22 protein-coding genes are annotated in these 21,856 nt (G+C 65.8%); 15 read left to right on the top strand and 7 right to left on the bottom strand.

Annotated features, from left to right (window positions below; genetic code table 11):
- The first annotated feature begins 106 nt into the window (after nucleotides 1–106).
- Nucleotides 107–1,249: an SGNH/GDSL hydrolase family protein gene (locus N4G42_RS22780; RefSeq protein ID WP_260668827.1), complete on the top strand. Its 1,143-nt coding sequence runs from the start codon at nucleotides 107–109 to the stop codon at nucleotides 1,247–1,249.
- A 25-nt stretch (nucleotides 1,250–1,274) separates the two neighbouring features.
- On the top strand, nucleotides 1,275–1,961 hold the full coding sequence (locus tag N4G42_RS22775) for an OmpW family protein (RefSeq protein ID WP_260668826.1): 687 nt from the start codon (nucleotides 1,275–1,277) through the stop codon (nucleotides 1,959–1,961).
- A gap of 84 nt (nucleotides 1,962–2,045) precedes the next feature.
- Here N4G42_RS22775 and N4G42_RS22770 read toward each other — a convergent pair whose 3' ends face one another.
- The 4 genes from N4G42_RS22770 to purE all read right to left on the bottom strand — a co-directional run bounded on the left by N4G42_RS22770 (nucleotide 2,046) and on the right by purE (nucleotide 5,766).
- A complete protein-coding gene (locus N4G42_RS22770) occupies nucleotides 2,046–2,999 on the bottom strand; it encodes an SGNH/GDSL hydrolase family protein (RefSeq protein ID WP_260668825.1) in 954 nt (317 codons plus the stop codon).
- Nucleotides 3,000–3,074: 75 nt separating this feature from the next.
- Complete coding sequence (locus tag N4G42_RS22765; protein WP_260668824.1) at nucleotides 3,075–4,091, bottom strand: L-threonylcarbamoyladenylate synthase; 1,017 nt, start codon at nucleotides 4,089–4,091, stop codon at nucleotides 3,075–3,077.
- Between the two features lie 14 nt (nucleotides 4,092–4,105).
- Nucleotides 4,106–5,275, bottom strand: a complete 1,170-nt coding sequence (locus N4G42_RS22760; protein ID WP_260668823.1) for a 5-(carboxyamino)imidazole ribonucleotide synthase — start codon at nucleotides 5,273–5,275, stop codon at nucleotides 4,106–4,108.
- Entirely contained in the window at nucleotides 5,272–5,766 is a 495-nt protein-coding gene (gene purE / locus N4G42_RS22755; protein WP_055395445.1) for a 5-(carboxyamino)imidazole ribonucleotide mutase, read from the bottom strand. The genes N4G42_RS22760 and purE overlap by 4 nt, the downstream gene beginning before the upstream one ends.
- Before the next feature lie 156 nt (nucleotides 5,767–5,922).
- Between purE and trxA the strand changes: the two genes are divergently transcribed.
- Nucleotides 5,923–6,831: a thioredoxin gene (gene trxA / locus N4G42_RS22750; RefSeq protein ID WP_260668822.1), complete on the top strand. Its 909-nt coding sequence runs from the start codon at nucleotides 5,923–5,925 to the stop codon at nucleotides 6,829–6,831.
- A gap of 75 nt (nucleotides 6,832–6,906) precedes the next feature.
- Here trxA and N4G42_RS22745 read toward each other — a convergent pair whose 3' ends face one another.
- A complete protein-coding gene (locus tag N4G42_RS22745; protein WP_121941261.1) occupies nucleotides 6,907–7,827 on the bottom strand; it encodes a phosphoribosylaminoimidazolesuccinocarboxamide synthase in 921 nt (306 codons plus the stop codon).
- Between the two features lie 220 nt (nucleotides 7,828–8,047).
- Between N4G42_RS22745 and N4G42_RS22740 the strand changes: the two genes are divergently transcribed.
- The 4 genes from N4G42_RS22740 (at nucleotide 8,048) to hprK (ending at nucleotide 11,438) form a co-directional block, all read left to right on the top strand.
- Nucleotides 8,048–9,277 (top strand): MFS transporter, encoded by a 1,230-nt coding sequence (locus N4G42_RS22740; protein ID WP_260668821.1) that lies wholly within the window; start codon nucleotides 8,048–8,050, stop codon nucleotides 9,275–9,277.
- 243 nt (nucleotides 9,278–9,520) lie between these two features.
- Nucleotides 9,521–9,856, top strand: coding sequence for a ribosome hibernation-promoting factor, HPF/YfiA family (hpf, locus tag N4G42_RS22735; protein ID WP_015016131.1), 336 nt, complete (start codon nucleotides 9,521–9,523; stop codon nucleotides 9,854–9,856).
- A 113-nt stretch (nucleotides 9,857–9,969) separates the two neighbouring features.
- On the top strand, nucleotides 9,970–10,437 hold the full coding sequence (locus N4G42_RS22730; protein ID WP_056068066.1) for a PTS sugar transporter subunit IIA: 468 nt from the start codon (nucleotides 9,970–9,972) through the stop codon (nucleotides 10,435–10,437).
- A 44-nt stretch (nucleotides 10,438–10,481) separates the two neighbouring features.
- On the top strand, nucleotides 10,482–11,438 hold the full coding sequence (hprK, locus tag N4G42_RS22725) for an HPr(Ser) kinase/phosphatase (RefSeq protein WP_056068067.1): 957 nt from the start codon (nucleotides 10,482–10,484) through the stop codon (nucleotides 11,436–11,438).
- A 120-nt stretch (nucleotides 11,439–11,558) separates the two neighbouring features.
- Here hprK and fur read toward each other — a convergent pair whose 3' ends face one another.
- Nucleotides 11,559–11,975, bottom strand: coding sequence for a ferric iron uptake transcriptional regulator (gene fur / locus N4G42_RS22720; RefSeq protein ID WP_056068069.1), 417 nt, complete (start codon nucleotides 11,973–11,975; stop codon nucleotides 11,559–11,561).
- An 89-nt stretch (nucleotides 11,976–12,064) separates the two neighbouring features.
- On the opposite strand from fur, the gene N4G42_RS22715 reads away from it, so the two are divergent.
- The 6 genes from N4G42_RS22715 (at nucleotide 12,065) to lptE (ending at nucleotide 17,996) form a co-directional block, all read left to right on the top strand.
- Nucleotides 12,065–12,628 (top strand): outer membrane protein assembly factor BamE, encoded by a 564-nt coding sequence (locus tag N4G42_RS22715; RefSeq protein ID WP_260668820.1) that lies wholly within the window; start codon nucleotides 12,065–12,067, stop codon nucleotides 12,626–12,628.
- Nucleotides 12,629–12,691: 63 nt separating this feature from the next.
- A complete protein-coding gene (gene dapB / locus N4G42_RS22710) occupies nucleotides 12,692–13,531 on the top strand; it encodes a 4-hydroxy-tetrahydrodipicolinate reductase (protein WP_108498733.1) in 840 nt (279 codons plus the stop codon).
- A gap of 13 nt (nucleotides 13,532–13,544) precedes the next feature.
- Nucleotides 13,545–14,225, top strand: coding sequence for a MotA/TolQ/ExbB proton channel family protein (locus N4G42_RS22705; RefSeq protein WP_260668819.1), 681 nt, complete (start codon nucleotides 13,545–13,547; stop codon nucleotides 14,223–14,225).
- Between the two features lie 23 nt (nucleotides 14,226–14,248).
- Nucleotides 14,249–14,701 carry an ExbD/TolR family protein gene (locus N4G42_RS22700; RefSeq protein ID WP_108498735.1) on the top strand — a complete coding sequence of 151 codons (453 nt, stop codon included), beginning with the start codon at nucleotides 14,249–14,251 and terminating at the stop codon, nucleotides 14,699–14,701.
- A gap of 99 nt (nucleotides 14,702–14,800) precedes the next feature.
- Complete coding sequence (gene leuS / locus N4G42_RS22695; RefSeq protein WP_260668818.1) at nucleotides 14,801–17,494, top strand: leucine--tRNA ligase; 2,694 nt, start codon at nucleotides 14,801–14,803, stop codon at nucleotides 17,492–17,494.
- A 4-nt stretch (nucleotides 17,495–17,498) separates the two neighbouring features.
- Nucleotides 17,499–17,996, top strand: a complete 498-nt coding sequence (gene lptE, locus N4G42_RS22690) for an LPS assembly lipoprotein LptE (RefSeq protein WP_056068079.1) — start codon at nucleotides 17,499–17,501, stop codon at nucleotides 17,994–17,996.
- Nucleotides 17,997–18,131: 135 nt separating this feature from the next.
- Here the strand turns inward: lptE and rocF are convergent, their stop codons facing one another.
- Nucleotides 18,132–19,109: an arginase gene (gene rocF / locus N4G42_RS22685; protein ID WP_146870697.1), complete on the bottom strand. Its 978-nt coding sequence runs from the start codon at nucleotides 19,107–19,109 to the stop codon at nucleotides 18,132–18,134.
- 187 nt (nucleotides 19,110–19,296) lie between these two features.
- Here rocF and holA point away from each other — a divergent pair, with 187 nt between their 5' ends.
- Nucleotides 19,297–20,352 carry a DNA polymerase III subunit delta gene (gene holA / locus N4G42_RS22680; protein ID WP_056068083.1) on the top strand — a complete coding sequence of 352 codons (1,056 nt, stop codon included), beginning with the start codon at nucleotides 19,297–19,299 and terminating at the stop codon, nucleotides 20,350–20,352.
- The gene (locus N4G42_RS22675) at nucleotides 20,325–21,698 is read left to right on the top strand and encodes an NAD(P)/FAD-dependent oxidoreductase (RefSeq protein WP_260668817.1); all 1,374 of its coding nucleotides are present in this window, start codon (nucleotides 20,325–20,327) and stop codon (nucleotides 21,696–21,698) included. Before holA ends, N4G42_RS22675 begins: the two co-directional genes overlap by 28 nt.
- Nucleotides 21,699–21,856 lie beyond the last annotated feature (158 nt).

Genomic DNA, 21,856 nt, shown 5'->3' with positions numbered 1-21,856 from the left:
CTAAGCCCCACCGGTGTTTACCCGGTGGGGCTTTTTTGCGCTGGCGAATATGATTTGCCACGAATAGCACGGTCGTTCTATTTTTACGATAACAGGAGTGATACCGATGGTTTTTCAGCGCAAGGCTTTGTGGGTTTCTCTGGCGGCAGCATCGCTGCTGCTGGCGTGTGGGGGCGGCGGTGCCGACACCTCGCCGGTGGCGCCCATCAAGACCGTCAAGGTCATGGGTGACAGCATTGCCGACAGCGGCACGTTTGGCTTCAAGTTCACGGTGCAGGGCAGTGCCCCCACAGGCCCGGCGTCCACACCCATCTGGCCCGAGCTGGTGGCCAGCAGCTACGCAAACACGCTCTGCCCCCGCTATGTGTCCACCGGCAGCGCGTTCAACAACGCGGCGGGCTGCACCAACTACGCCATTGGTGGCGGTCGCATCAACAACTTCACGGCGCCTGCATCGCCTGTCTCCATCGTCAAGCAGCTGACCGACGCAGGGGCTGACGGCTTCAGCGCGGGGGACCTGTTGCTGATCGACGGTGGCGGCAACGACGCTGCGGACCTCATCGGTGCCTACCTGTCGGCCTCCAAGGATGGCGGCAAGACCTTCGGTGCGGTGCTCTCCACCCTGTTGCCTGCGGCCACGGTGAACGCCGGCCTGGCGGGCGGTGCTACGGGCCAGGCCCAGGTGGGCGGCGCCTACATGGTGGCGCTGGCTGACAAGTTCCACGACGCGATCGAAGCCAATGCCTTGAGCAAGGGCGCGCAGCGTGTGGCGGTGCTCAACATGCCCGCCATCGACAAGACGCCGCGTCTGCAACAGGTGCTCGGTGGCATCACGGCGTCGGCCGGCGCCGCCGCCAGCGCGCAAGTGCAGGGGCTGCTTAAGGCCTGGCTTGAAGCCTTCAACGCCCAACTGGCCAAACGTTTTGCGGGCAACAGCAAGGTGGTGGTGGTGGACTTCTACACCTCGTTCAACGACCAGGTGGCCAACCCCGCGCAGTTCGGGCTGACCAATGCCAAGAACACCGCGTGCCCCATCACCGGCCAAGGTGCTGACGGCCTGCCCACCTATACCTTCCCCACGTGCACGGCGGCAGCTTTGTCGGCACAGACGCCGCCCGCAGGCGCCACGGGCGGCGCGGACTGGTGGAAGACCTATGCGTTCTCCGACAGTTTCCACCCCACGCCGTATGGCCACCAGCTGGTCAGCCAGTTGGTCTCGCGTTCGCTGGCCCGTGCGGGTTGGCTGTAATCGGCTGTTGAAGGGTTCAAACACCATGCAAAACAAAACCATCACCCCTTCCCTGGCTGGCGTTGGGGCCGCACTGGCGCTCATCCTGTCCGGCGGCGCGCAGGCCCAGACCGCTGGCAGCTGGCTGGTGCGCGCAGGCGCCACGCAAATCGCGCCCCAGGTCACCAGTGGCGACCTGTCCGCGCCCAGCTTCACGGGCACCAAGGTGGACGTGCATGCCGACACGCAGCTGGCTGGCGGCATCACCTACATGCTCACCGACCACTGGGCGGTGGACGTGCCCCTGGCACTGCCTTTCAAGCACAACATCATGGGCGCCGGAGCCATCGCCGGCGTGGGCAAGATCGGCGAGGTCAAGGTGCTGCCCATGACCGTGTTCGCGCAGTACCGCTTTCTGGAGGCCAATGCGCGGGTGCGCCCCTACGTGGGCCTGGGCGTGACCTACGCCAAGTTCTTCAAGGAGCGCGGCACCGCAGCGCTGACAGGGCTCACCGGCGGCAGCCCTTCGCGCCCCACCACGCTGAGCGCTGAATCCCGGTTTGGCCTCACGCCGCAGGTGGGTGTGAGCATTGCGCTCAACGACCAGTGGTCGCTGGATGTGGCGTACTACAAGACCTTTGTGAAGACCCGCAACACCCTGTCCACGGGCCAGACCATCGACGTCAAGCTCAACCCCAATGTGGTGGCGCTGGGCGTGGCGTATCGGTTCTGACCTTCATCCGGGGCAGATCGATGGCCCACAAAAAAGCCGCCCACTGGGCGGCTTTTTGCTGGGTGGAGCGCGGAGCGCGCCGGCTTACCAGCGTGCGCGCAGGCGGTCGTAGGCGTAGGTGCCAAACTGGCGCTGGGCCGATGGCGTGAGGTACACGCTGTCGGCAAACACGAACGAGGTGGCGTTCGCGCCTGACAGCAGCGTGGACGACGTGCACAGGGCCGAATTGACCTGGCCCGCGCCGATGCCGATACCGTTGTTCGCGTCCACCGACGTGCACACTGCTGCCGTGGAGTTGTTGAAGCCGTAGTTGCCAGGCACGCTGGTGTACAGGTTCACGTAGTAGGCCGAGTCCACGTACAGCACGTTGGCGCCCAGGTCCACGATGCCCACCAGCAGGCCTTCGTTGAAGCGGCTGCTGGCGTTGCTCAGCAGGGCTTCGCGGCCAATGGTCTTGGCCCAGGGGGTCTTGCTCAGGTCGTAGGTGCCGGTCACCACCACATACTTGGCGCCCGCCGTCACCAGGCGGCGCACCTGTGCAGCCAGGTCCTCCCCAGCCTTGCGGGCGGCGGCCACCATGGCGTCCTGGGTCTGGGTGCCTGCGTTCACAGCGGCCATGCCGGCGATCACGTCGCTGACACCGCCGCTCACCATCACCACATCAGTGGCTGCAAAGCTGCCGCTAGCCAGGAAGGCGTCGATCTGTTCGGTGACGGTGCGGGTGCTGGCATTGCCGGCCGCATCGGGCTTGGCGCTGACGCGGGCATTGCCAGTGGCGTAGCTCAGGCCGCCTGCAGAGACCGGGGCGAGCGACTTGCCGTAGTTGGCCACCACCTGCAGGGTCCAGTTGTTGACGCTGCCGTCATTGACGGTGTAACGCGAGCCGTTTTGCCCCACATCGTTCATGGCGTCGCCGAACGCAATGAAGCGCTGGGGCGTGATGGCCGATTCGGTGGTGCTGGAACCGCAGGCCGCGAGCAACGCGGCCGACGCACATGCGGCGACCATGATGGTGCGGCGCATCCAATTTGCTGCCATGTATTTCTCCAGAAAAGTGGGGGGTAGTTTAACGACGCAAAGTCAACGGATGTAAAGCGGCGCCATCGTGCCCGGTCAGGCGGCGGAGGCGCGCTGCAGGCGGTCGCGCACGCCCTCCCAGTCGGGGCTCGCCGGCGGGGTCTCGATCCAGATCAGCTTCACGCCCTCGTCGTCAAAACCGCGCAGCACGGCGAACAGCTGCTGCGCCGTGGCAGCCGCGTCATCGGGCATGCGCCGCATGACCAGCTTGGAGGACCGACTGCGCAACGCAGCGCGGGCATAGATCGCAATGTGGGCGGCATCGGTACCCAGCAGGTCCAGGCTGGTCTGCAGCGCCTTCGCGTCCATCAGCCGCACCTTGGCGCTGGGGGCATAGTGAGCCTCCAGCGTGCCCGAGGCGCGGGGTGTGGCCGTGGGGATGTCTTCCTTGGACAGCGGGGCCATGCCGCAAGCGGCCGCAATCTGCGCCCGGGTGATGGCGCCGGGCCGCAGCAGCACGGGCACACCACGCGTGCAGTCCACGATGGTGCTTTCAATGCCCACGTCGCAGGGCCCGCCGTCCAGCACCAGCAGGTCGGCGCCCAGCTCGTCCTGCACATGCTGGGCGGTGGTGGGGCTCACGCGGCCAAAACGGTTGGCACTGGGGGCGGCAACGCCCCACACGGGAGGGCCGCCGGCCTCATTGCTGTCGCCAGCGGCTGCGCAGGCCACCAACAGTGCGTGGGCCACGGGGTGCGCGGGGCAGCGCAATCCCACGCTGTCCTGCCCGCCGGTGGCGGCGGTGGCTACGCCGGGCAAGCGCGGCAGGATGAGCGTGAGCGGGCCGGGCCAGAAGGCATCAACGAGCTTTTGTGCAAAGCCGGGCACTTCACTGGCGAAATGCGCAATGCCCTCGGCATTGGCCACGTGCACGATCAGCGGGTGGTCGCTGGGCCGCCCCTTCGCGGCAAAGATCTGCGCCACGGCGGTATCGCTGCTGGCATCGGCCGCGAGGCCATACACCGTTTCGGTGGGGAGACCCAGCAGGGCGCCGCTGCGCACTGCGCGTGCAGCGGTGGCGATGGCCTGGGGGTCGTTGCCGTCGAGAATCATGGAAACAGCCTGGCTCAGAAGGGCTCGATGCCCAGCAGTGCTGCGGCCTGCAGGGCCGTGGCGCGCGCAGCCTCGGGGGTGGCGGCGGTGATGTTCAGGTGCCCCATCTTGCGGCCGCGCTTGGCGTCGCGCTTGCCATACAGGTGCAGGTGGGTGCCGGGCAGGGCCAGTACCTGGGCCCAGGGCGGGGTCTGCGCCGCGTCGCCGTGGGCAAACCACAGGTCGCCGAGCAGGTTCAGCATGACGGCGGCGCTGTGCTGGCGCGGCTGCGTCAGCGGCAGGCGGGCCATGGTGCGCACCTGCAGCTCGAACTGCGACACATCGCAGGCGTTCTGGCTGTAGTGGCCGCTGTTGTGCGGGCGCGGGGCGATCTCGTTGACCACCAGGCTGCCGTCCTGCAGCACGAAGAACTCCACACACAGCACGCCCACATACTGCAGGCCTTCTGCTACAGATTTTGCAGCGGCTACCGCTTGATCCACTAGCGCTTGCGGCAGATTTCCTTCATAAACCTCAGTCACGGCCAGGATGCCGTCGCGGTGCAGGTTGCGCTGCACCGGCAGGTGCACCATCGTCCCATCGGCACCACGCGCCACGATGACGGAACATTCCAGCTGCAGCGGCAGCATCTTCTCCAGCACGCAGGCCACTTGGCCGACCGAATCCCAGGCGGCGGCCAGCTCGGCGGGCGTCTTCACGCGCACCTGGCCCTTGCCGTCGTAGCCCATACGGGCCGTTTTCAGAATGCCTGGCAGCAGGTCGGTCGATACAGCGGTCAGTTGTTCTGCCGTTTCGATCACCGCATACGGCGCGCAGGGCACGCCGCAGGCCACAAAGTGCGCCTTCTCGCGTGCACGGTCCTGCGCCACCGACACAGCGCTGGCGGCGGGCGACACGGGGCGTTTCGCGGCCAGGGTGGCCAGTGCAGCGGCGGGTACGTTCTCGAACTCGGTGGTCACCGCATCCGACAGGCGGGCCAGCTCGGCCAGGCCCTGCGGGTCTTCGTAACCTGTCTGGATGTGGTGGTGGCTCACCAGCCCGGCAGGGCTGGTGGGGTCGGCATCGAGCACAGCCGTGAAGTAGCCCATGGCCTGGGCCTGGTGCACGAACATGCGGCCCAGCTGGCCGCCACCCAGAACACCCAACGTCGATCCGGGGAGCAAGGGTTGCATGGCGGCGCTCATGCGGCGGGCGGCAGGGTCATGTTGCGGGCCACTTCCGTCTGCTCGGCGCGGAAGGCTTCCAGGCGCTGGCGCAGCTCGGGGCTCTCATTGGCCAGCAGGGCCACAGCAAACAGGGCGGCGTTGGCCGCACCAGCGGTGCCGATGGCAAACGTCGCCACGGGGATGCCTTTGGGCATTTGTACGATGGAGTGCAGCGAATCCACACCCTGCAGGTGGCGGCTGGCCACGGGCACGCCCAGCACGGGCACGGTGGTCTTGGCGGCGATCATGCCGGGCAGGTGTGCAGCACCGCCGGCCCCGGCGATGATGGCCTTCAGCCCCCGGCCGGCGGCGGCCTCGGCGTAGGCAAACATGTCGTCGGGCATGCGGTGGGCCGACACCACGCGGGCCTCGTGCGCGATGCCGAACTGTTCAAGGATTTGCACTGCATGCTGCATGGTGTCCCAGTCGCTGCTGGAACCCATGACCACGCCGATCTGGATGGGTTTCATGGTGTGGAAGGTGCTGGCCGGCAGGCCTTGCCTGCCCAGCCGCTGTAGGTAGAACCCGCGATTTTACTTTTTGCGCCTCCCTGGCGGGTGTGGGGCTGTTTCGATGGGCCAAAATAGCGCGCAAACCGCTCCATAGGCCTCGGGCCCCACACCATCATGATTGACGTCACCGTAGAGAACTTTGAAGCCGAGGTGGTTGCCGCCTCGATGAACGTGCCCGTGCTGGTGGACTTCTGGGCGCCCTGGTGTGGCCCCTGCAAGTCCCTGGGGCCGGTGCTGGAGAAGCTGGAGACGGAATACGCGGGCCGCTTCAAGCTCGCCAAGATCGACTCCGACCAGGAACAGCAGCTGGCGGGCATGTTCGGTATCCGCAGCATTCCTACCTGCGTCCTGCTGATGAACGGTCAGCCTGTCGATGGTTTCATGGGCGCCTTGCCCGAAGGCCAGGTACGCGCCTTCCTCGACAAGCACGTCCCCACCGCTGAGGAGATGGTGGCCGAGGCCGAGGAAGAAGAGGCGCAGGAAGCTCTGGCCGAAGGTGATACCGGCACCGCACTGGAGAAGCTGCAGCATGCCGTCGTGACCGACCCCGCCAACGATGACGCACGCTTTGACTACGTCAAGCTGCTGCTGCAGTTGGGGCGCGAGGACGATGCCAAGGTGGCTTTTGCTCCCGTGATTGCCAAGGCCGCCATGTCGCGCAAGCTGGGGGCCCTTAAGACCTGGATGGATGCTCTTGATTTTGTAGCGTCTGGCGCATATGACGCTAGCGCTGAGGCCGGATTTGAGGCAAAAATCGCTGCGAACAAGCGGGATTTTGACACCCGCTATGCCCGCGCCCGCTGGCTCATCTCCCAGCAGCGCTGGACCGACGCCATGGACGAGCTGCTCGAAATCCTCATGCGCGACAAGGCGTGGAGCGAAGAGATCGCCCGAAAGACCTACGTCGCCATCCTCGAACTGATCGAGGCGCCCAAGCCCAAGGTCGCCGAGGGCCAGATCCCCCCCGAAGACCCGGTGGTGGCCACCTACCGCCGGCGGTTGTCGAGTGTGGTGCTGAGCTGAGAAGGCGCACTCCAAAGAAAAAAGGCCCTTCAAGGGCCTTTTTTAAAGCTGCACGGGCGTTGGCCGCAGCGCAGGTCAGCTTGTCAGCCGCTCCAGGGCCTCACGGTACTTCGCCGCCGTCTTTTCAATCACCGCCTGGGGCAGGCGGGGCGATGGAGGGGTCTTGTCCCAGGGCTTGCCGTTGACCTGGGCCTGCTCCAGCCAGTCACGCACAAACTGCTTGTCGTAGCTGGGGGGGTTCTCGCCCTTGGCCAGGGCTTCAGCGTAGCCCTCCACTGGCCAGTAGCGGGAGCTGTCGGGGGTGAGTACTTCGTCCATCAGCACCAGCGTGCCGTCAGGGGCCAGGCCAAACTCGAATTTCGTGTCGGCAATGATCATGCCCTTGGTGAGCGCGATGTCGGCCGCGGCCTTGTAGATGGCAATGCTCAGATCGCGGATGCGGGTGGCCAGGTCCAGGCCAATCATCTCCACCGTGCGCTCGAAGGTGATGTTCTCATCGTGCTCGCCCATGGCGGCCTTGGCGGCGGGCGTGTAGATGGGTTCGGGCAGCTTGGCGGCGTTGGTCAGGCCTTCGGGCAGGGGCACGCCGCAGACCGAGCGCGATTCCTGGTATTCCTTCCAGCCGCTGCCAGCCAGGTAGCCGCGCACCACGGCTTCGACCGGGATGGGTTGGAGGCGCTGGACCAGCATCGAGCGGCCACGGATTTGAGGGGCTTCCTCGGGGCTCACCACGCTCTCGGGTGCGTCGCCTGTGAGGTGATTGGGGCAGATGTGGCCGAGCTTGTCGAACCAGAACAGGGCCATTTGGGTGAGCAGCTCGCCCTTGCCGGGGATAGGCTCGCCCATGATGACGTCGAAGGCCGACAGGCGGTCGCTGGCCACCATCAGGATGCGGTCGTCGCCCACGGCGTAGTTGTCACGCACCTTGCCGCGTGCCAGCAGGGGCAGCGAAGTCAGGGCCGAAGTGTGCAGGGCGGTGGAGCTGGGCTGGGTCATGGTGTCGGTGTGGGCGGTGGGTGTCCGCTGCGGGCAGTCCGAAGAACGTAGGGGAAAGGGGCGCGCGGCAGGGGACGCCTGGGCGCAACCGGTGGATTTTACGCGCCGCTCTGAAGGGCGGCGGTTTCTGCGGGGAATGCGCCGAGAAGGGTGTGTTCCGGGCAGGCATGCGGCACACTGGGCGGCCCTGAACCTGCCTGGGCCCCTGCGGCCGTCTGCTGTGTCTTCTTCTACGCCTGAGCTTTCTCCCCGCCGCGAACTGTGGCTGCTGCTGACGCTGGCAGGCATCCAGTTCACCCACATCCTGGATTTCATGATCATGATGCCGCTGGGCCCGCAGCTCACGCAGCTGTTTGCGATCACCGACGCGCAGTTTGGTTTGCTGGTGTCTGCCTACACGCTGTCGGCGGGGGCGTCAGGCCTGCTGGCTTCGACTTACATCGATCGCTTCGGTCGCAAGCGGCTTCTGCTGGTGCTCTATGGCCTGTTTGGGCTGGCGACGCTGGCCTGTGGCCTCGCGCCCACGTACGGCACGCTGATGGTGGCACGCATTCTCGCGGGGACTTTTGGCGGCGTGCTGTCGGCCTTGTCGCAGACCATCGTGGCGGACGTGGTGCCCTTTGAGCGGCGAGGGCGTGCCATGGGCATCGTGATGACGTCGTTTTCTGTGTCCACGGTGGCTGGCGTGCCCCTGGGGCTGATCCTCGCGCAGTACGGGGGCTGGAACCTGCCGTTCATTGGCATTGCCGCCATGGTGGGAGTGCTGGCCGTGCAGGCGGCCCGCACGCTACCGACCATGGCGGGCCATGTGCAGGCTGCCAACGGGCGGTCTGTGTTGAGCGGTATCACCCAGGTGCTGGCGGATGGCAACCACCGGTGGGCATTTCTTTTCTCGGCGTTGCTGATGTTTACAGGTTTTACGGTGATTCCCTACATCACCATTTACATGCAGACCAATGCGGGTGTGCGCGCCGATCAGGTGCCGCTGGTGTACCTGTGTGGCGGGGTGGTGACCTTGTTCACGGCACGGCTGTTCGGGCGCATGACAGACCGGCATGGCAAGGTGCCCACCTTCCGGTGGCTGGCCCTCGCAGGCCTTCCCTGCATCCTGGGTATCACGCTGGTGCAGGGGTTGCCGCTGTGGGGCGTGTTGATGGTGTCCACGCTGATGTTCACTTTTGTCAGTGGCCGCATGATTCCCGGCATGGCCATCATTGCCTCTGCGGCGCACGCGCCTTTGCGGGGGACCTTCATGACGCTGAACGCCTCCGTGCAATCGGCGGCGATGGGTGTTGCGTCTTTTGTGGGAGGGGTGCTGATCAGCCGCGATGCGCAGGGGCTGGTACAGAACTACTGGGTGGCTGCGCTGGTGGGCATCGGCGCCAGCCTGCTGTCTATGCTGGTGGTGGGACGCCTCACGCTGCATGGCGCGGCGCCGTCGGCACGGTGACAAGGGAAGGGTTTGCGCTGCACTTTGGCCAGCCCCTTCAATCCGCCCATTGTGCGCGCTTTTCGGGTGCTTGGCACCTTGCCGGGCATAACCCAGCGGCCTGCGGCGGTATGGGATTGCATTTCAGGGAGGGCAGGGGCATAGTGAACCCACGACGTCAACAACAGATGCATCCAAGTTCGCCGAGCCGCTCCTCTGATCCAGGACGGCGTTTTTCCACCGAGAGCCACAGGAGACTTATTTATGAACTTGACGATCAGCGGTCACCACCTCGAAGTTACTCCCGCCTTGCGCAACTACGTCACCACCAAGCTGGACCGGATCACCCGCCATTTTGACCAAGTTGTCGATGTCAAGGTACTGCTGACGGTAGAGAAGCAAAAGGAAAAGGAAAAGAGACAGCGAGCGGAATGCAACATCCACGTGAAGGGCAGCGACCTGTTTGCCGAAAGCTCCCACGCCGACCTGTATGCGGCTGTGGACGAACTGGTCGATAAGATGGACCGTCAGGTGGTCCGCCACAAGGACCGTTTGCAAGATCACCACCACGAAGCCGCCAAGCGCGAACTGCACGCTTGATGCGCCAGCCCTGAGCCTGGCACAGCAGCCGCCCCTCTCGGGCGGTTTTTTTGTTGCCTGACGCGCCGCGCTCAGGGTTTTCGCCAATATGTGCATAATTGTTACCCTTGACCATGAACCGACTCGCCTCCATCCTGCCCTCCGCTCAAGTGCTTGTGAGCGTGGACGCCACCAGCAAGAAGCGTGCTTTTGAAGAAGCGGGTCTGCTGTTCGAGAGCCAGCACGGCCTCTCCCGGGCGCTGATCACCGACAGTCTGTTTGCTCGCGAACGCCTGGGCTCCACCGGGCTCGGTCATGGCGTGGCCATTCCCCATGGGCGCATCAAAGGCCTCAAGGCCCCGATGGCGGCCGTGTTTCAGTTGCTCAATCCCATTGGGTTCGATGCGCCGGACGAGTTGCCGGTGGGTCTGCTGATCTTTTTGCTGGTGCCCGAGGCGGCCACGCAAAAGCACCTGGAAATCCTCTCCGAGATTGCCGAGTTGCTCAGCGACTCTGCCTTGCGCGAAAAACTCAAGGCCTGCGCTGATGCCGCCGAACTGCACGGCATGATCGCGGGCTGGCAATCCACCCAAACGGCCTGAGTGCTTTCCCCGCCGCCTGCGCTGATCACCCTGACTGACCTGCCGTGAAGCCCAATGTTGTCAGCGCCGATGTTCTTTTCGAGGAATTTCGCGGCCCCCTGAAGTGGGAGTGGGTGGCAGGTCTCGGAGCGTCCGAGCGCCGTTTTGACGAAGTGGCCGTGCGCTCCGCGCGTTCCGGCGCCGACCTGGTCGGCTATCTCAACTACATCCATCCGTACCGGGTCCAGATCCTCGGCGAGCGCGAGATTGCGTACCTGAGCAACGCCTCCCCTGACGATTGCAAGCGCCGCATCGCCCGTATCGTGACGCTGGAACCCCCCGTGCTGGTGCTGGCTGACAACCAGACCGCACCCGACGCGCTGGTGTCGATGTGCGAGCGCGCGCAGATTCCGATGTTTTCCACGCACGAGTCGTCAGCGTTTGTCATCGACGTGCTGCGCGCCTACCTGTCCAAGCACTTCGCTGACCGCACCACCATGCATGGTGTGTTCATGGATATTCTGGGCCTGGGCGTGATGATCACCGGCGAGTCGGGCCTGGGCAAGAGCGAGCTGGGCCTTGAGCTGATCTCGCGCGGCAACGGCCTGGTGGCCGACGATGCCGTGGATTTGTTCCGCATCAACCAGACCACCATCGAAGGCAAGTGCCCCGAGCTGCTGCAAAACCTGCTGGAAGTGCGCGGCATCGGCCTGCTCGATATCCGCGCCATCTTTGGCGAGACGGCGGTGCGCCGCAAGATGCGCCTCAAGCTCATCGTGCACCTGGTGCGTAAGGAGACGCTGGAGCGTGACTACGAGCGTCTGCCCTACGAGCCGCTCACGCAGGACGTGTTGGGCGTGCCGGTGCTCAAGGTCGTGATCCAGGTGGTCGCCGGCCGCAACATCGCCGTGCTGGTCGAGGCCGCCGTGCGCAACACCATCCTGCAACTGCGCGGCATCGACACCTACCAAGAGTTTGTCGAACGCCATCGCCGTGCCATGGAGCGCGATACGGGCGGCTAGCGGCGCTCAGGCCACCAAAACTGGCGCGGCCCATAACAGGGCTGCCGCGCAAGGGCCGCCCCGCCGCGCCGGGAGCGTCCCCCTTGGGGGGGAAGACGCCGAAGGTGGCTCAGGGGGGAGTCATTTCTTAGCGCAGTCGGCGCACTGCCCGTACAGCGCCATGGTGTGGTCCTGCACCAGCCAGCCCTTGGCCTTGGCCACCGCATGCTGCCGCTTTTCGATCTCGGGGTCGTAAAACTCTTCCACCTTGCCACACGAAGTGCAGATGAAGTGGTCGTGGTGTTGCCCTTCGTTGAGCTCGTACACCGCCTTGCCGCTCTCGAAATTGCTGCGGATCAGGATGCCGGCCTGCTCGAATTGTGTGAGCACCCGGTACACCGTGGCCAGGCCGATGTCCGAGCGCTCTTCCAGCAGCACGCGGAACACGTCTTCGGCCGTCATGTGGCGCTGCGCACCCTTCTGGAAAATCTCCAGAATCTTCAGTCGGGGCAGTGTGGCCTTGAGTCCCGTGCTTTTGAGTTCGTCGATATTGGTCATGGCTGGCTCTTTCGGGGGCGGGCAACCGGCTCAGGGTCCGGAGGGGCTGCCGCTACAATGGGACGATCATATCCTTTGGCCTTTTACCCATGCCCGTCCAAGCCCGTTACAGCGCCCGTCTGGGCCTGGTTGTGTTGATCGGTGCCAGCATGGCCGCCCTGACCGGTTGCGGCAGTCTGGATGGCGCCAGCAGCCGCATCGCCAACATCGTCAAGCCCTACCGGGTGGACGTGGTGCAGGGCAATTTCGTGTCCCGCGAGCAGGTCGAAGCCCTGCAGCCCGGCATGAGCCGCCAGCAGGTTCGTGAGATTCTCGGGACGCCGCTGGTCACCAGCCTGTTCCATGCGGACCGCTGGGAGTACGTGTTTACGCTCAAACGCCCTGGCGAAGAGATTCAGACCCGCAAGCTGACCGTGTTCTTCAAGGGCGATGCCCTGGAGCGCTCCGAAGGCGATGAAATGCCGACCGAGACCGAGTTCGTCGCCACGCTGGGTGCGCGCGACGGTGCCAAGGGCAAGGTGCCGGTGCTGGAGGCCACGCCGGAGCAACTGGCCAAGTACCCGGTCAAGGAGCGCCCCGCGCCAGCAGCGGCCACACCGCCGACATTGCCTGCCGCCACCAGTTACCCGCCGCTTGAAGCGCCCGCGCGCTGAACCTTGCGGCTCTGGCAGTGAGCCCGGTGCGCTGGCTGCCCTATCAATGAACAGGATCTTTTCATGACCGCGACTTCTTCGCCTGCGGCTCCCGCGGCATCCCCCCTCCGTGTAGCCGTCGCCGGGGCTTCGGGCCGCATGGGCCGCATGCTGATCGAGGCCATCCGCGCCAGCGACGACTGCGTGCTGGCCGGTGCACTGGATGTGGCCGCCAGCCCGGCCATCGGCTCGGACGCCACCGCCTTTCTGGGCTATGCCAGCGGTGTGGCCATCACGGCCGACGTGGCGGCCGGCCTGAAGAACGCCGAGGTGCTTATTGACTTCACCCGCCCCGAGGGCACGCTGGCCCACCTGGCCGTGTGCAGCCAGCTGGGCGTGAAGGCCGTCATCGGCACCACCGGCTTCACCGATGCGCAAAAGGCCGAACTCGACGCCTACGCACAGCGCACCGCCATCATGTTCTCGCCCAACATGAGCGTGGGTGTGAACGTCACGCTCAAGCTGCTGCAAATGGCCGCCAAGGCCATGGCCACGGGGTACGACATCGAAATCATCGAAGCCCACCACCGCCACAAGGTCGATGCACCCTCGGGCACCGCGCTCAAGATGGGCGAGGTGATTGCCGAGGCCCTGGGCCGCGACCTCAAGGACTGCGCCGTGTACGCCCGCGAAGGCGTGACGGGCGAGCGCGACCCCTCCAGCATCGGCTTTGCTGCCATCCGTGGTGGCGACATCGTGGGCGACCACACCGTGCTGTTTGCGGGCATCGGCGAGCGCATCGAGGTCACGCACAAGTCCTCTAGCCGCGCCACGTACGCGCAGGGCGCCTTGCGCGCTGTGCGCTTCCTGGCGGCCCACAAGACTGGCATGTTCGACATGTTCGACGTGCTGGGCTTGCACTGATCCGCCGACTCCCATGGACGCGCTCCACTGGTGGCGCCAGGGCGATGCCGTGACGCAAAGTGCGGCACTGGTCTTGCTGGCCATGTCGGTGGCAAGCTGGGTGGTCATTGTGTGGAAGCTGCGGCTTATGCGCCGCGCCAGTGCCGACGTGGCCCGCTGCACGGCCGCGTTCTGGCAGGCGCCCTCGCTGGCCCTCGCGCAGCAACGTTTGCAGTCTTTTGACCGGGATGCGCTAGTGCTTCCTTTGGTAGTTGCTGCAAATTTGATAGCAAATCACGACGGCATGGCCCAGCCCACGCTGGCCACGGCAGGCAGCCTGTCGCAGCGGCTCACGCGGGTGCTGCGCGATGCCCTGCACGATGTGCTGGGACGCCTGCAGTTTGGCCAGGTGCTGCTGGCCACGGTGGGCTCCACGGCTCCTTTTGTGGGGCTGCTGGGCACCGTGTGGGGCATATACCATGCGCTCACCGCCATGGCAGGCGCGGGGCAGATCACCATTGATCGCGTTTCCGGCCCGGTGGGCGAGGCCCTGGTCATGACGGCGGCTGGGCTGGCCGTGGCAATCCCTGCCGTGCTGGCCTACAACGTATTTGGCCGCTTGCTCGGTCGCATTGAGGCTGACCTGGAAGGGTTTGCGCGCGATCTGCGAGAGCTGATCATTGACACCTCTGTCCCCGCCGATCCTCGGCCCTGAGCTCCAGGAAGCTTGACCGCGCCATGGCCTTCGGAAGACTTGAACGTACCACCGGGCCGCAGCCCATGAGCGACATCAACATGACGCCGCTGGTGGACGTAATGCTGGTGCTGGTGGTCATCTTCATCCTCACGGCACCGCTGCTGGCCAGCTCCATCCGGCTGGACCTGCCGCGCACCGAGGGCGCCACGCCCGGCACGGCCCCGCAATTCGTCACGCTGGTGGTCGATGCCTCGGGGCAGGCCTTTCTGGATGACCAGCCCCTGTCGCAGGCTGCGCTGGCCGAGCGCTTGCGCCGCATTGGCGCCGAGCGCCCCGACACCGAGGTGCAACTGCGCGCCGACGCTGCCGTGCCCTATGGCCGCGTGGTCGAAGTCATGGGCGCGGCCCACCTGGCTGGGCTGCAGCGCATCGGATTTGTGGCCGAACCTGCAGCGAATCCTGTGTCGCCTGCGTCTCCAGCCCCGTCCCGCTGACCCACCCCGGCTGCTGGCACGCCGGTGCCAGTCCCTGACCGCCTAAAATCCCTGCAGCGCGGCCCTGCGGCTGCACTCTTCTCTCACCCCCGAGCCCCCATGCAAGACAAATACTCTCCCCAAGACGTCGAACGCGCGGCGCACGACCACTGGACCGCTACCGACGCCTACCGCGTTACGGAAGACACGAGCAAGAAGAAGTTCTACGCCTGCTCCATGCTGCCCTACCCCAGCGGCAAGCTGCACATGGGCCACGTGCGCAACTACACCATCAACGACATGCTCACGCGCTACCTGCGCATGAACGGCCACAACGTCCTGATGCCCATGGGCTGGGACGCGTTCGGCCTGCCCGCCGAAAACGCCGCGCTGAAAAATGGTGTGCCGCCTGCCAAGTGGACGTACGAAAACATCGCGTACATGAAGAAGCAGATGCAGGCCATGGGCCTGGCCATCGACTGGAGCCGCGAAGTCGCCACCTGCGACCCCGAGTACTACAAGTGGAACCAGTGGCTGTTCCTGAAAATGCTCGAAAGGGGCATTGCCTACCGCAAGACCCAGGTCGTGAACTGGGACCCCGTGGACCAGACCGTGCTGGCCAACGAGCAGGTGATTGACGGCAAGGGCTGGCGCACCGGCGCCACCGTGGAAAAGCGCGAAATCCCTGGCTACTACCTCAAGATCACCGACTACGCTGAAGAGCTGCTGGGTTTTGTGACGGGCGACAAGCTGCCCGGCTGGCCCGAGCGCGTGAAGCTGATGCAGGAGAACTGGATCGGCAAGAGCGAGGGCGTGCGCTTTGCGTTCACGCACGACATCGCGGGCGACGACGGCGCGCTGATCGGCGACGGCAAGATGTACGTGTTCACCACGCGCGCCGACACCATCATGGGCGTGACCTTCTGCGCCGTGGCGCCCGAGCACCCGCTGGCCGCACATGCCGCCAAAACCAACCCTGCGCTCCAAGCCTTCATCGAAGAGTGCAAGAGCGGCGGCACCACCGAGGCCGAGCTGGCCACGCAAGAGAAAAAGGGCGTGCCCACGGGCCTGTTCGTCACGCACCCGCTCACCGACGAAAAGGTCGAGGTCTGGGTCGGCAACTACGTGCTGATGGGCTATGGCGACGGCGCCGTGATGGGCGTGCCTGCCCATGATGAGCGCGACTTCGCGTTCGCCCTCAAGTACGGCATCGAGATCAAGCAGGTTGTGCTGGTCGATGGCGAGCACTTTGACTACCACCAGTGGAACGACTGGTATGGCGACAAGCAGCGCGGCGTCACCATCAACTCCGACAGCTTCAGCGGCCTGTCGTACAAGGAAGCCGTGAACGCCGTGGCCCATGCGCTGGAGCAAAAGGGCCTGGGCGAGAAGAAGACCACCTGGCGCCTGCGCGACTGGGGCGTGAGCCGCCAGCGCTACTGGGGCACGCCGATCCCGATCATCCACTGCGACGAGCACGGCGCCGTGCCTGTGCCCGAAAAAGACCTGCCCGTGGTGCTGCCGCAAGACTGCATCCCCGACGGCTCGGGCAACCCGCTACACAAGCACGAAGGCTTCCACGCGGGCGTGACCTGCCCCGTGTGTGGCAAGGCTGCCCGCCGCGAGACGGACACCATGGACACGTTCGTGGACAGCTCGTGGTACTTCATGCGGTACTGCGACCCCAAGAATGCGGACGCCATGGTGGCCGGTGGTGCCGACTACTGGATGCCGATGGACCAGTACATCGGTGGTATCGAACACGCCATCCTGCACCTGCTGTACGCCCGCTTCTGGACCAAGGTCATGCGTGACCTGGGCCTGGTCAAGGTCGATGAGCCCTTCACCAAGCTGCTCACACAAGGCATGGTGCTCAACCACATCTACAGCCGCCGCACCGCCAAGGGCGGCAAGGACTACTTCTGGCCGCACGACGTGGAGCATGTGCTCGATGAAGGCGGCAAGATCATCGGTGCCAAGCTCAAGAACGAAGCCACCAGCGGCGACGGCATGTTGCCCGTGGGCACGCCCATCGACTACGAGGGCGTGGGCACCATGTCCAAGTCCAAGAACAACGGCGTGGACCCGCAGGACCTGATCGAGAAGTACGGCGCCGACACGGCCCGCCTGTACACCATGTTCACCGCGCCGCCCGAAGCCACGCTGGAGTGGAACGACGCTGCGGTGGAAGGCAGCTACCGCTTCCTGCGCCGCGTGTGGAACTTCGGCCTCAAGCTCTCGGCCATCGACCGCGAGGCTGCCATGGCCAGCGTGGCCGGTGCCAGCAGCCTGCAGGACGTGCAGTTTGGCAAGGACGCCAAGGCCCTGCGCCTGGAGATCCACAACGTGCTCAAGCAGGTGGACTACGACTACCAGCGCATGCAGTACAACACCGTGGTCTCCGGCGCGATGAAGATGATCAACGCGCTCGAAGATTTCAAGGCCATGGACTCGGCCGGTGCCCAGGTGGCGCTGATCGAAGGCTTTGGCATCCTGCTGCGCTGCCTGTACCCCGCCACACCCCACATCGCCCACAGCCTGTGGACGGGCCTGGGCTACGCCGGTGCGCTGGGCGACCTGCTCGATGCGCCCTGGCCGCAGGTGGATGCCGGTGCGCTGGTGCAGGACGAGATCGAACTCATGCTGCAGGTCAACGGCAAGCTGCGCGGATCCATCCATGTACCCGCCCAGGCCGACAAGGCCGAGATCGAGCGCATTGCGCTGGCCAGCGAGGCCTTTGTGGCCCAGGCCGCAGGTGCTCATCCGAAACGCGTGATCGTGGTGCCAGGTCGCCTGGTGAACGTGGTGGTCTGACCCCATGAACAAACGCACACTGCTCAGTCTGGCCCCGGTGGCCCTGTTGTCTGCCTGCGGATTCCGGCTGCGTGGCGTGCCGGAGTTCGGGTTTGGCTCGCTCTACATCGCGGCCCCTGCCAGCTCGCCGCTGGCGCGTGAGCTGCAGCGCACACTCGACGGATCGGGCAGCCAGCTCAAACTGCTGCGCGACCCGGCCAGCATGCCGACGGCAGAGGCCATCTTCGATCTGCTGCAGGAGCAGCAGGAGCGTGTGGTGGTGGGCCTCAATGCGTCGGGACAGGTGCGCGAGCTGCAACTGCGCTTGCGTATCAAGTTCCGCCTGCGCACGCCCACCGGCGTGGAGCTGATCCCGGACACCGAGCTGCTGCAGCAGCGCGACATCAGCTACAACGAAACCATTGCGCTGGCCAAGGAGGCCGAAGAGGCGCTGCTCTACCGCGACATGCGGACCGACCTGGTGCAGCAGCTCATGCGCCGGCTCGCAGCAGCCAAGCGCTAAGAACAGCTCACAGAACTCCCCTGGCGTCGTTGTCTCGCCTTGTCGTACTAGTCGTGCTGCCTGCGGCGAAACGCCTGGCCATGGCCGCTTCGCTGAGTTTTGTGAGCTGCTCTAAGAATATGCGCGCTCAGGCGCTCACGCGCTCAGCGTCGGCCCCTGGCCGTGCGAGGGCACGCGCATGAGCGTGCTCTTGCCAAACAGCGACTCCACCAGGTCCACCGCCAGCACGGCCGTGCGGTTGCGCACATCCAGTGCGGGGTTCAGTTCCACAATGTCCAGAGATGCCAGGCGCCCGCTGTCGGCAATCATCTCCATGCACAACTGCGCCTCGCGGTAAGTGGGGCCACCGGGCACCGTGGTGCCCACCCCGGGGGCAATGTCGGGGTCCAGAAAGTCCACATCAAAGCTCACATGCAGGTGGGTGTGTGCATCCAGACCGGCCAGCGCTTGCTGCATGGTCTGGCGCATGCCCACCTCGTCGATGTAGCGCATGTCGAACACCTCCAGGCCCTGCTCGTGCACAAAGCGCTTTTCGCCCGCGTCCACGCTGCGGATGCCGATCTGCCGGATCTGCGACGGGTGCAGCGCCGGGCCACCGCCCGGCATGCGGGCCAGCCCGGTCAGCGCCTCGGGGCCGAAACCGCACAGGCAGGCCACGGGCATGCCATGCACATTGCCGCTGGGGGTCAGTGCACTGGTGTTGAAGTCGGCATGGGCATCGAGCCACAGCACCCGCAGTTTTTTGCCCACCTCCGCGCAATGGCGGGCCACGGCGCTGATGCTGCCCAGGCCCAGGCAGTGGTCGCCACCCAGCAGGACGGGCAGGTGGCCCAGCTGCAGTTCTGCATACACCGCGTCGAACACGCGCTGGTTCCATTCCACCACCTCGGGCAGGTGGCGGTAGCCGTCTACGGGTGGCTGCCACGGGTTGGCGGGGCCACTCAGGTTGCCCCGGTCAAACACCTGCAGCCCGTGGGACTCCAGCGCCGCCTGCAGGCCGGCCACACGCAAGGCCTCGGGCCCCATGGAGGCGCCGCGTGCGCCGGCGCCGATGTCGGTGGGGGCGCCGATCAGGCTGGTGGGCTGGGCGCTGCGCAGGGCGGTGGGGGGCATGGCGGTCTGACTTTCTGGGTTTGGCAGTGAGCGGGAAGGGCGCGGGCGCCCGGGGGAATTCTCAGGGCTTTGGGCGCCAATGAACAGCGCCGCAGCTGATCGGTTCGTGACCTCTCTTGTGCACTGTGAGGGCATACGCTGGCAATTTGCGCAATGCCGGGTCTGCCCAGGCGATAAACTTTGCCGCATGCAAGTCGCCCTGGCCCAACTCTCTCAGCATCTTCAACGGGGCCTGTCGCCGCTTTATGTCCTGCATGGCGACGAGCCCTTGCTCCAGCAAGAGGCGGCCGACGCCATCCGCGCCACCGCTCGCACCCAGGGCTACACCGAGCGCAGCAGCTACACCGTGGCCGGTGCCCATTTCGACTGGAGTGCGGTGCTGGCGGCCGGCGGGTCACTCAGCCTTTTTGCCGACAAGCAGATCGTCGAGATCCGCATTCCCTCGGGCAAGCCCGGCAAGGACGGCAGCGTGGCGCTGCAGCAGATCGCCGAATCGGCCCGGGGTAACGACAGCACCCTCACCATGGTCATGCTGCCGCGCCTCGATAAAGCCACCAAAACCGGTGCCTGGTTTGCCGCGCTGGAGGGTAACGGCACGTCGATTCAGATCGACCCCATCGAGCGCGGCCAACTGCCACAGTGGATCGCAGCGCGCCTGGCCGCGCAGGGCCAGCGTGTGGTCGCGGGGGAGGAAGGCCAGCGCACCCTGCAGTTTTTTGCCGATCGCGTGGAAGGCAACCTGCTGGCCGCGCACCAGGAGATCCAGAAACTGGCGTTGTTGCACCCGGCGGGTGAACTGACCCAAGCCCAGGTCGAAGCCGCCGTGCTCAACGTGGCGCGCTATGACGTGTTCAAGCTGTCAGAGTCGGTGCTGGCCGGGCAGACGGCCCGCGTGCAGCGCATGCTGGATGGCCTGCAGGCCGAGGGCGAAGCCGAAGTGCTGGTGCACTGGGCGCTGGCCGAAGACATCCGCGCCCTCAAGCGCGTGAAAGACGCGATGAACGCCGGCCGCCCCTTGCCCATGGCGCTGCGCGAAAACCGCATCTGGGGCCCCAAGGAGCGGCTGTTTGAACGCATCCTGCCCAAGGCCAGCGACGCCGCCCTGGCGCGCTTGCTGCAGTCGGCCCACACGGTGGATGGCATCGTCAAAGGCCTCAAGCAGCCCGACTGGCCGCAAGACGGCTGGCAGGCCCTGCAGCGCCTGGCCTTGCAGCTGTGCCGCCTGACCAGTGCGGCACGGTGATGGCGGCCGCTGCTGCCTCCCCGCCTTTGCGCCTGCCCAACGACGACGCCACCAACGGCTGGTCCGCCATCCTGCCCCCGCGCACGCCGCGCCCTGCGCTGCAGGGCGATGTGCAGGCCGATTGGCTGGTGCTGGGCGCGGGCTTTGCGGGCCTGGCCGCCGCGCGCCGCCTGGCCGAGCTGCGCCCCCACGCCCACATCGTGGTGGTGGACGCAGGCACCGTGGGCAACAACGCATCGGGCCGCAACTCGGGCTTTGCTATTGATGTGCCGCACAACATCGGCAGCTCGCTCGAAGAACTGCGCCAGGCCGCGCACTACCAAGCCTTGCTCACGGCAGGCATGAACGACCTGGAGCTGCTGGTGGCGCAGCACCGCATCGACTGCCAATGGCGCCGCGCAGGCAAGTACCACTGCGCCGTCTCGCCCGCCGCCGAGCGCACGCTGCAGCACCATGTGGATGAGCTGCGCGCCCTGGGTGCAACGCACGAGCTGCTGGACCGCAACGCCCTGGCCGCGCGCTTGGGCACCCGCTACTTTGCGGCCGGGCTCTACACGCCGGGCACCGTGCTGCTCAACCCCGCCGCGCTGTGCCGGGGCCTGGCCGATGCGCTGCCTGCCAACGTCACCCTGTACGAGCACACACCCGTGCAGCGGCTGGACCTGTCAGGCAGCAAGGTGATGGCGGACACCCCGCAGGGCCGTGTGCGTACGCCGCAACTGTTGCTGGCGGCCAATGGGTTTGCGCAGCAGCTGGGGCTGTTTGGCAGCGCCTGGGGGGCAGAGACGTTTCCGCTGGTCACCTTTGGCTCGCTCACGGCGCCACTCACGCCCGAGCAGCGCAGCCGCCTGGGCGCGCCCGAGGGCTGGGGCGTGACGCCCGCCAGCGCCGTCACGGGGGCCACGCTGCGCTACACGGACGACCACCGCATTCTGGTGCGCCAGGGCTTTGAATATGCGCCGCAGTTCCGCGTCAGCCCTGCGATGCGCGAGCGGGTGCGGCGTGAGCACGCGGCCGTGTTTGCGGCGCGTTTTCCGCAGCTGGCCGATGTGGCGTTGGAGCATTTCTGGGAAGGCTCGATCGCCATCACCCGCAATGGCGCACCGCGCTGGGGGCGGCTGGCCCCGCAGGTGCATGGCGTTGCGGGGTGCAATGGGGCGGGGGTGGTCAAGTTCACGGCCCTGGGGGCTCTGGCTGCGGATTTGGCGCTGGGGCAGGACCACCCGTTGCTGGCGCATGCCGTGGCCTTGGGTGGGCCGACGCGCATGCCGCCGCCGCCGTTCATGGGGCTGGGGGTGCGGGCTTATATTGCGCGGGAGAAGTGGTTGGGGCGGGCGGAGGTTTGATTATTTTTGGCTTCTAGTGCCTGTGAGATAAGCACTGGAAGCTATTAAATTAGGAGTGGTTGTCGGGGCTTGCTCGCTGATTTGGTGGCATGCCTGTGCGCACGGCGGGAGCCGGGTTGTCGCCCCGGCGGGCGAGGTACTTTTCTTTGCTTCGCCAA

This window comes from Acidovorax sp. K2F (genome assembly GCF_025246485.1).
GTDB classification, from domain to species: domain Bacteria; phylum Pseudomonadota; class Gammaproteobacteria; order Burkholderiales; family Burkholderiaceae_C; genus Acidovorax; species Acidovorax delafieldii.
The sequence above is the reverse complement of the archived record's forward strand: the minus strand, read 5'-3'. Positions and strand labels throughout refer to the sequence as shown.

Excerpts from the sequence above, each read along its gene's own strand:
- N4G42_RS22780 (WP_260668827.1), top strand. The coding sequence starts at position 107 with ATGGTTTTTCAGCGCAAGGCTTTGTGGGTTTCTCTGGCGGCAGCATCG.
- N4G42_RS22775 (WP_260668826.1), top strand. The coding sequence starts at position 1,275 with ATGCAAAACAAAACCATCACCCCTTCCCTGGCTGGCGTTGGGGCCGCA.
- N4G42_RS22770 (WP_260668825.1), bottom strand. The coding sequence starts at position 2,999 with ATGGCAGCAAATTGGATGCGCCGCACCATCATGGTCGCCGCATGTGCG.
- N4G42_RS22765 (WP_260668824.1), bottom strand. The coding sequence starts at position 4,091 with ATGATTCTCGACGGCAACGACCCCCAGGCCATCGCCACCGCTGCACGC.
- N4G42_RS22760 (WP_260668823.1), bottom strand. The coding sequence starts at position 5,275 with ATGAGCGCCGCCATGCAACCCTTGCTCCCCGGATCGACGTTGGGTGTT.
- purE (WP_055395445.1), bottom strand. The coding sequence starts at position 5,766 with ATGAAACCCATCCAGATCGGCGTGGTCATGGGTTCCAGCAGCGACTGG.
- trxA (WP_260668822.1), top strand. The coding sequence starts at position 5,923 with ATGATTGACGTCACCGTAGAGAACTTTGAAGCCGAGGTGGTTGCCGCC.
- N4G42_RS22745 (WP_121941261.1), bottom strand. The coding sequence starts at position 7,827 with ATGACCCAGCCCAGCTCCACCGCCCTGCACACTTCGGCCCTGACTTCG.
- hpf (WP_015016131.1), top strand. The coding sequence starts at position 9,521 with ATGAACTTGACGATCAGCGGTCACCACCTCGAAGTTACTCCCGCCTTG.
- N4G42_RS22730 (WP_056068066.1), top strand. The coding sequence starts at position 9,970 with ATGAACCGACTCGCCTCCATCCTGCCCTCCGCTCAAGTGCTTGTGAGC.
- fur (WP_056068069.1), bottom strand. The coding sequence starts at position 11,975 with ATGACCAATATCGACGAACTCAAAAGCACGGGACTCAAGGCCACACTG.
- N4G42_RS22715 (WP_260668820.1), top strand. The coding sequence starts at position 12,065 with ATGCCCGTCCAAGCCCGTTACAGCGCCCGTCTGGGCCTGGTTGTGTTG.
- dapB (WP_108498733.1), top strand. The coding sequence starts at position 12,692 with ATGACCGCGACTTCTTCGCCTGCGGCTCCCGCGGCATCCCCCCTCCGT.
- N4G42_RS22705 (WP_260668819.1), top strand. The coding sequence starts at position 13,545 with ATGGACGCGCTCCACTGGTGGCGCCAGGGCGATGCCGTGACGCAAAGT.
- N4G42_RS22700 (WP_108498735.1), top strand. The coding sequence starts at position 14,249 with ATGGCCTTCGGAAGACTTGAACGTACCACCGGGCCGCAGCCCATGAGC.
- leuS (WP_260668818.1), top strand. The coding sequence starts at position 14,801 with ATGCAAGACAAATACTCTCCCCAAGACGTCGAACGCGCGGCGCACGAC.
- lptE (WP_056068079.1), top strand. The coding sequence starts at position 17,499 with ATGAACAAACGCACACTGCTCAGTCTGGCCCCGGTGGCCCTGTTGTCT.
- rocF (WP_146870697.1), bottom strand. The coding sequence starts at position 19,109 with ATGCCCCCCACCGCCCTGCGCAGCGCCCAGCCCACCAGCCTGATCGGC.
- holA (WP_056068083.1), top strand. The coding sequence starts at position 19,297 with ATGCAAGTCGCCCTGGCCCAACTCTCTCAGCATCTTCAACGGGGCCTG.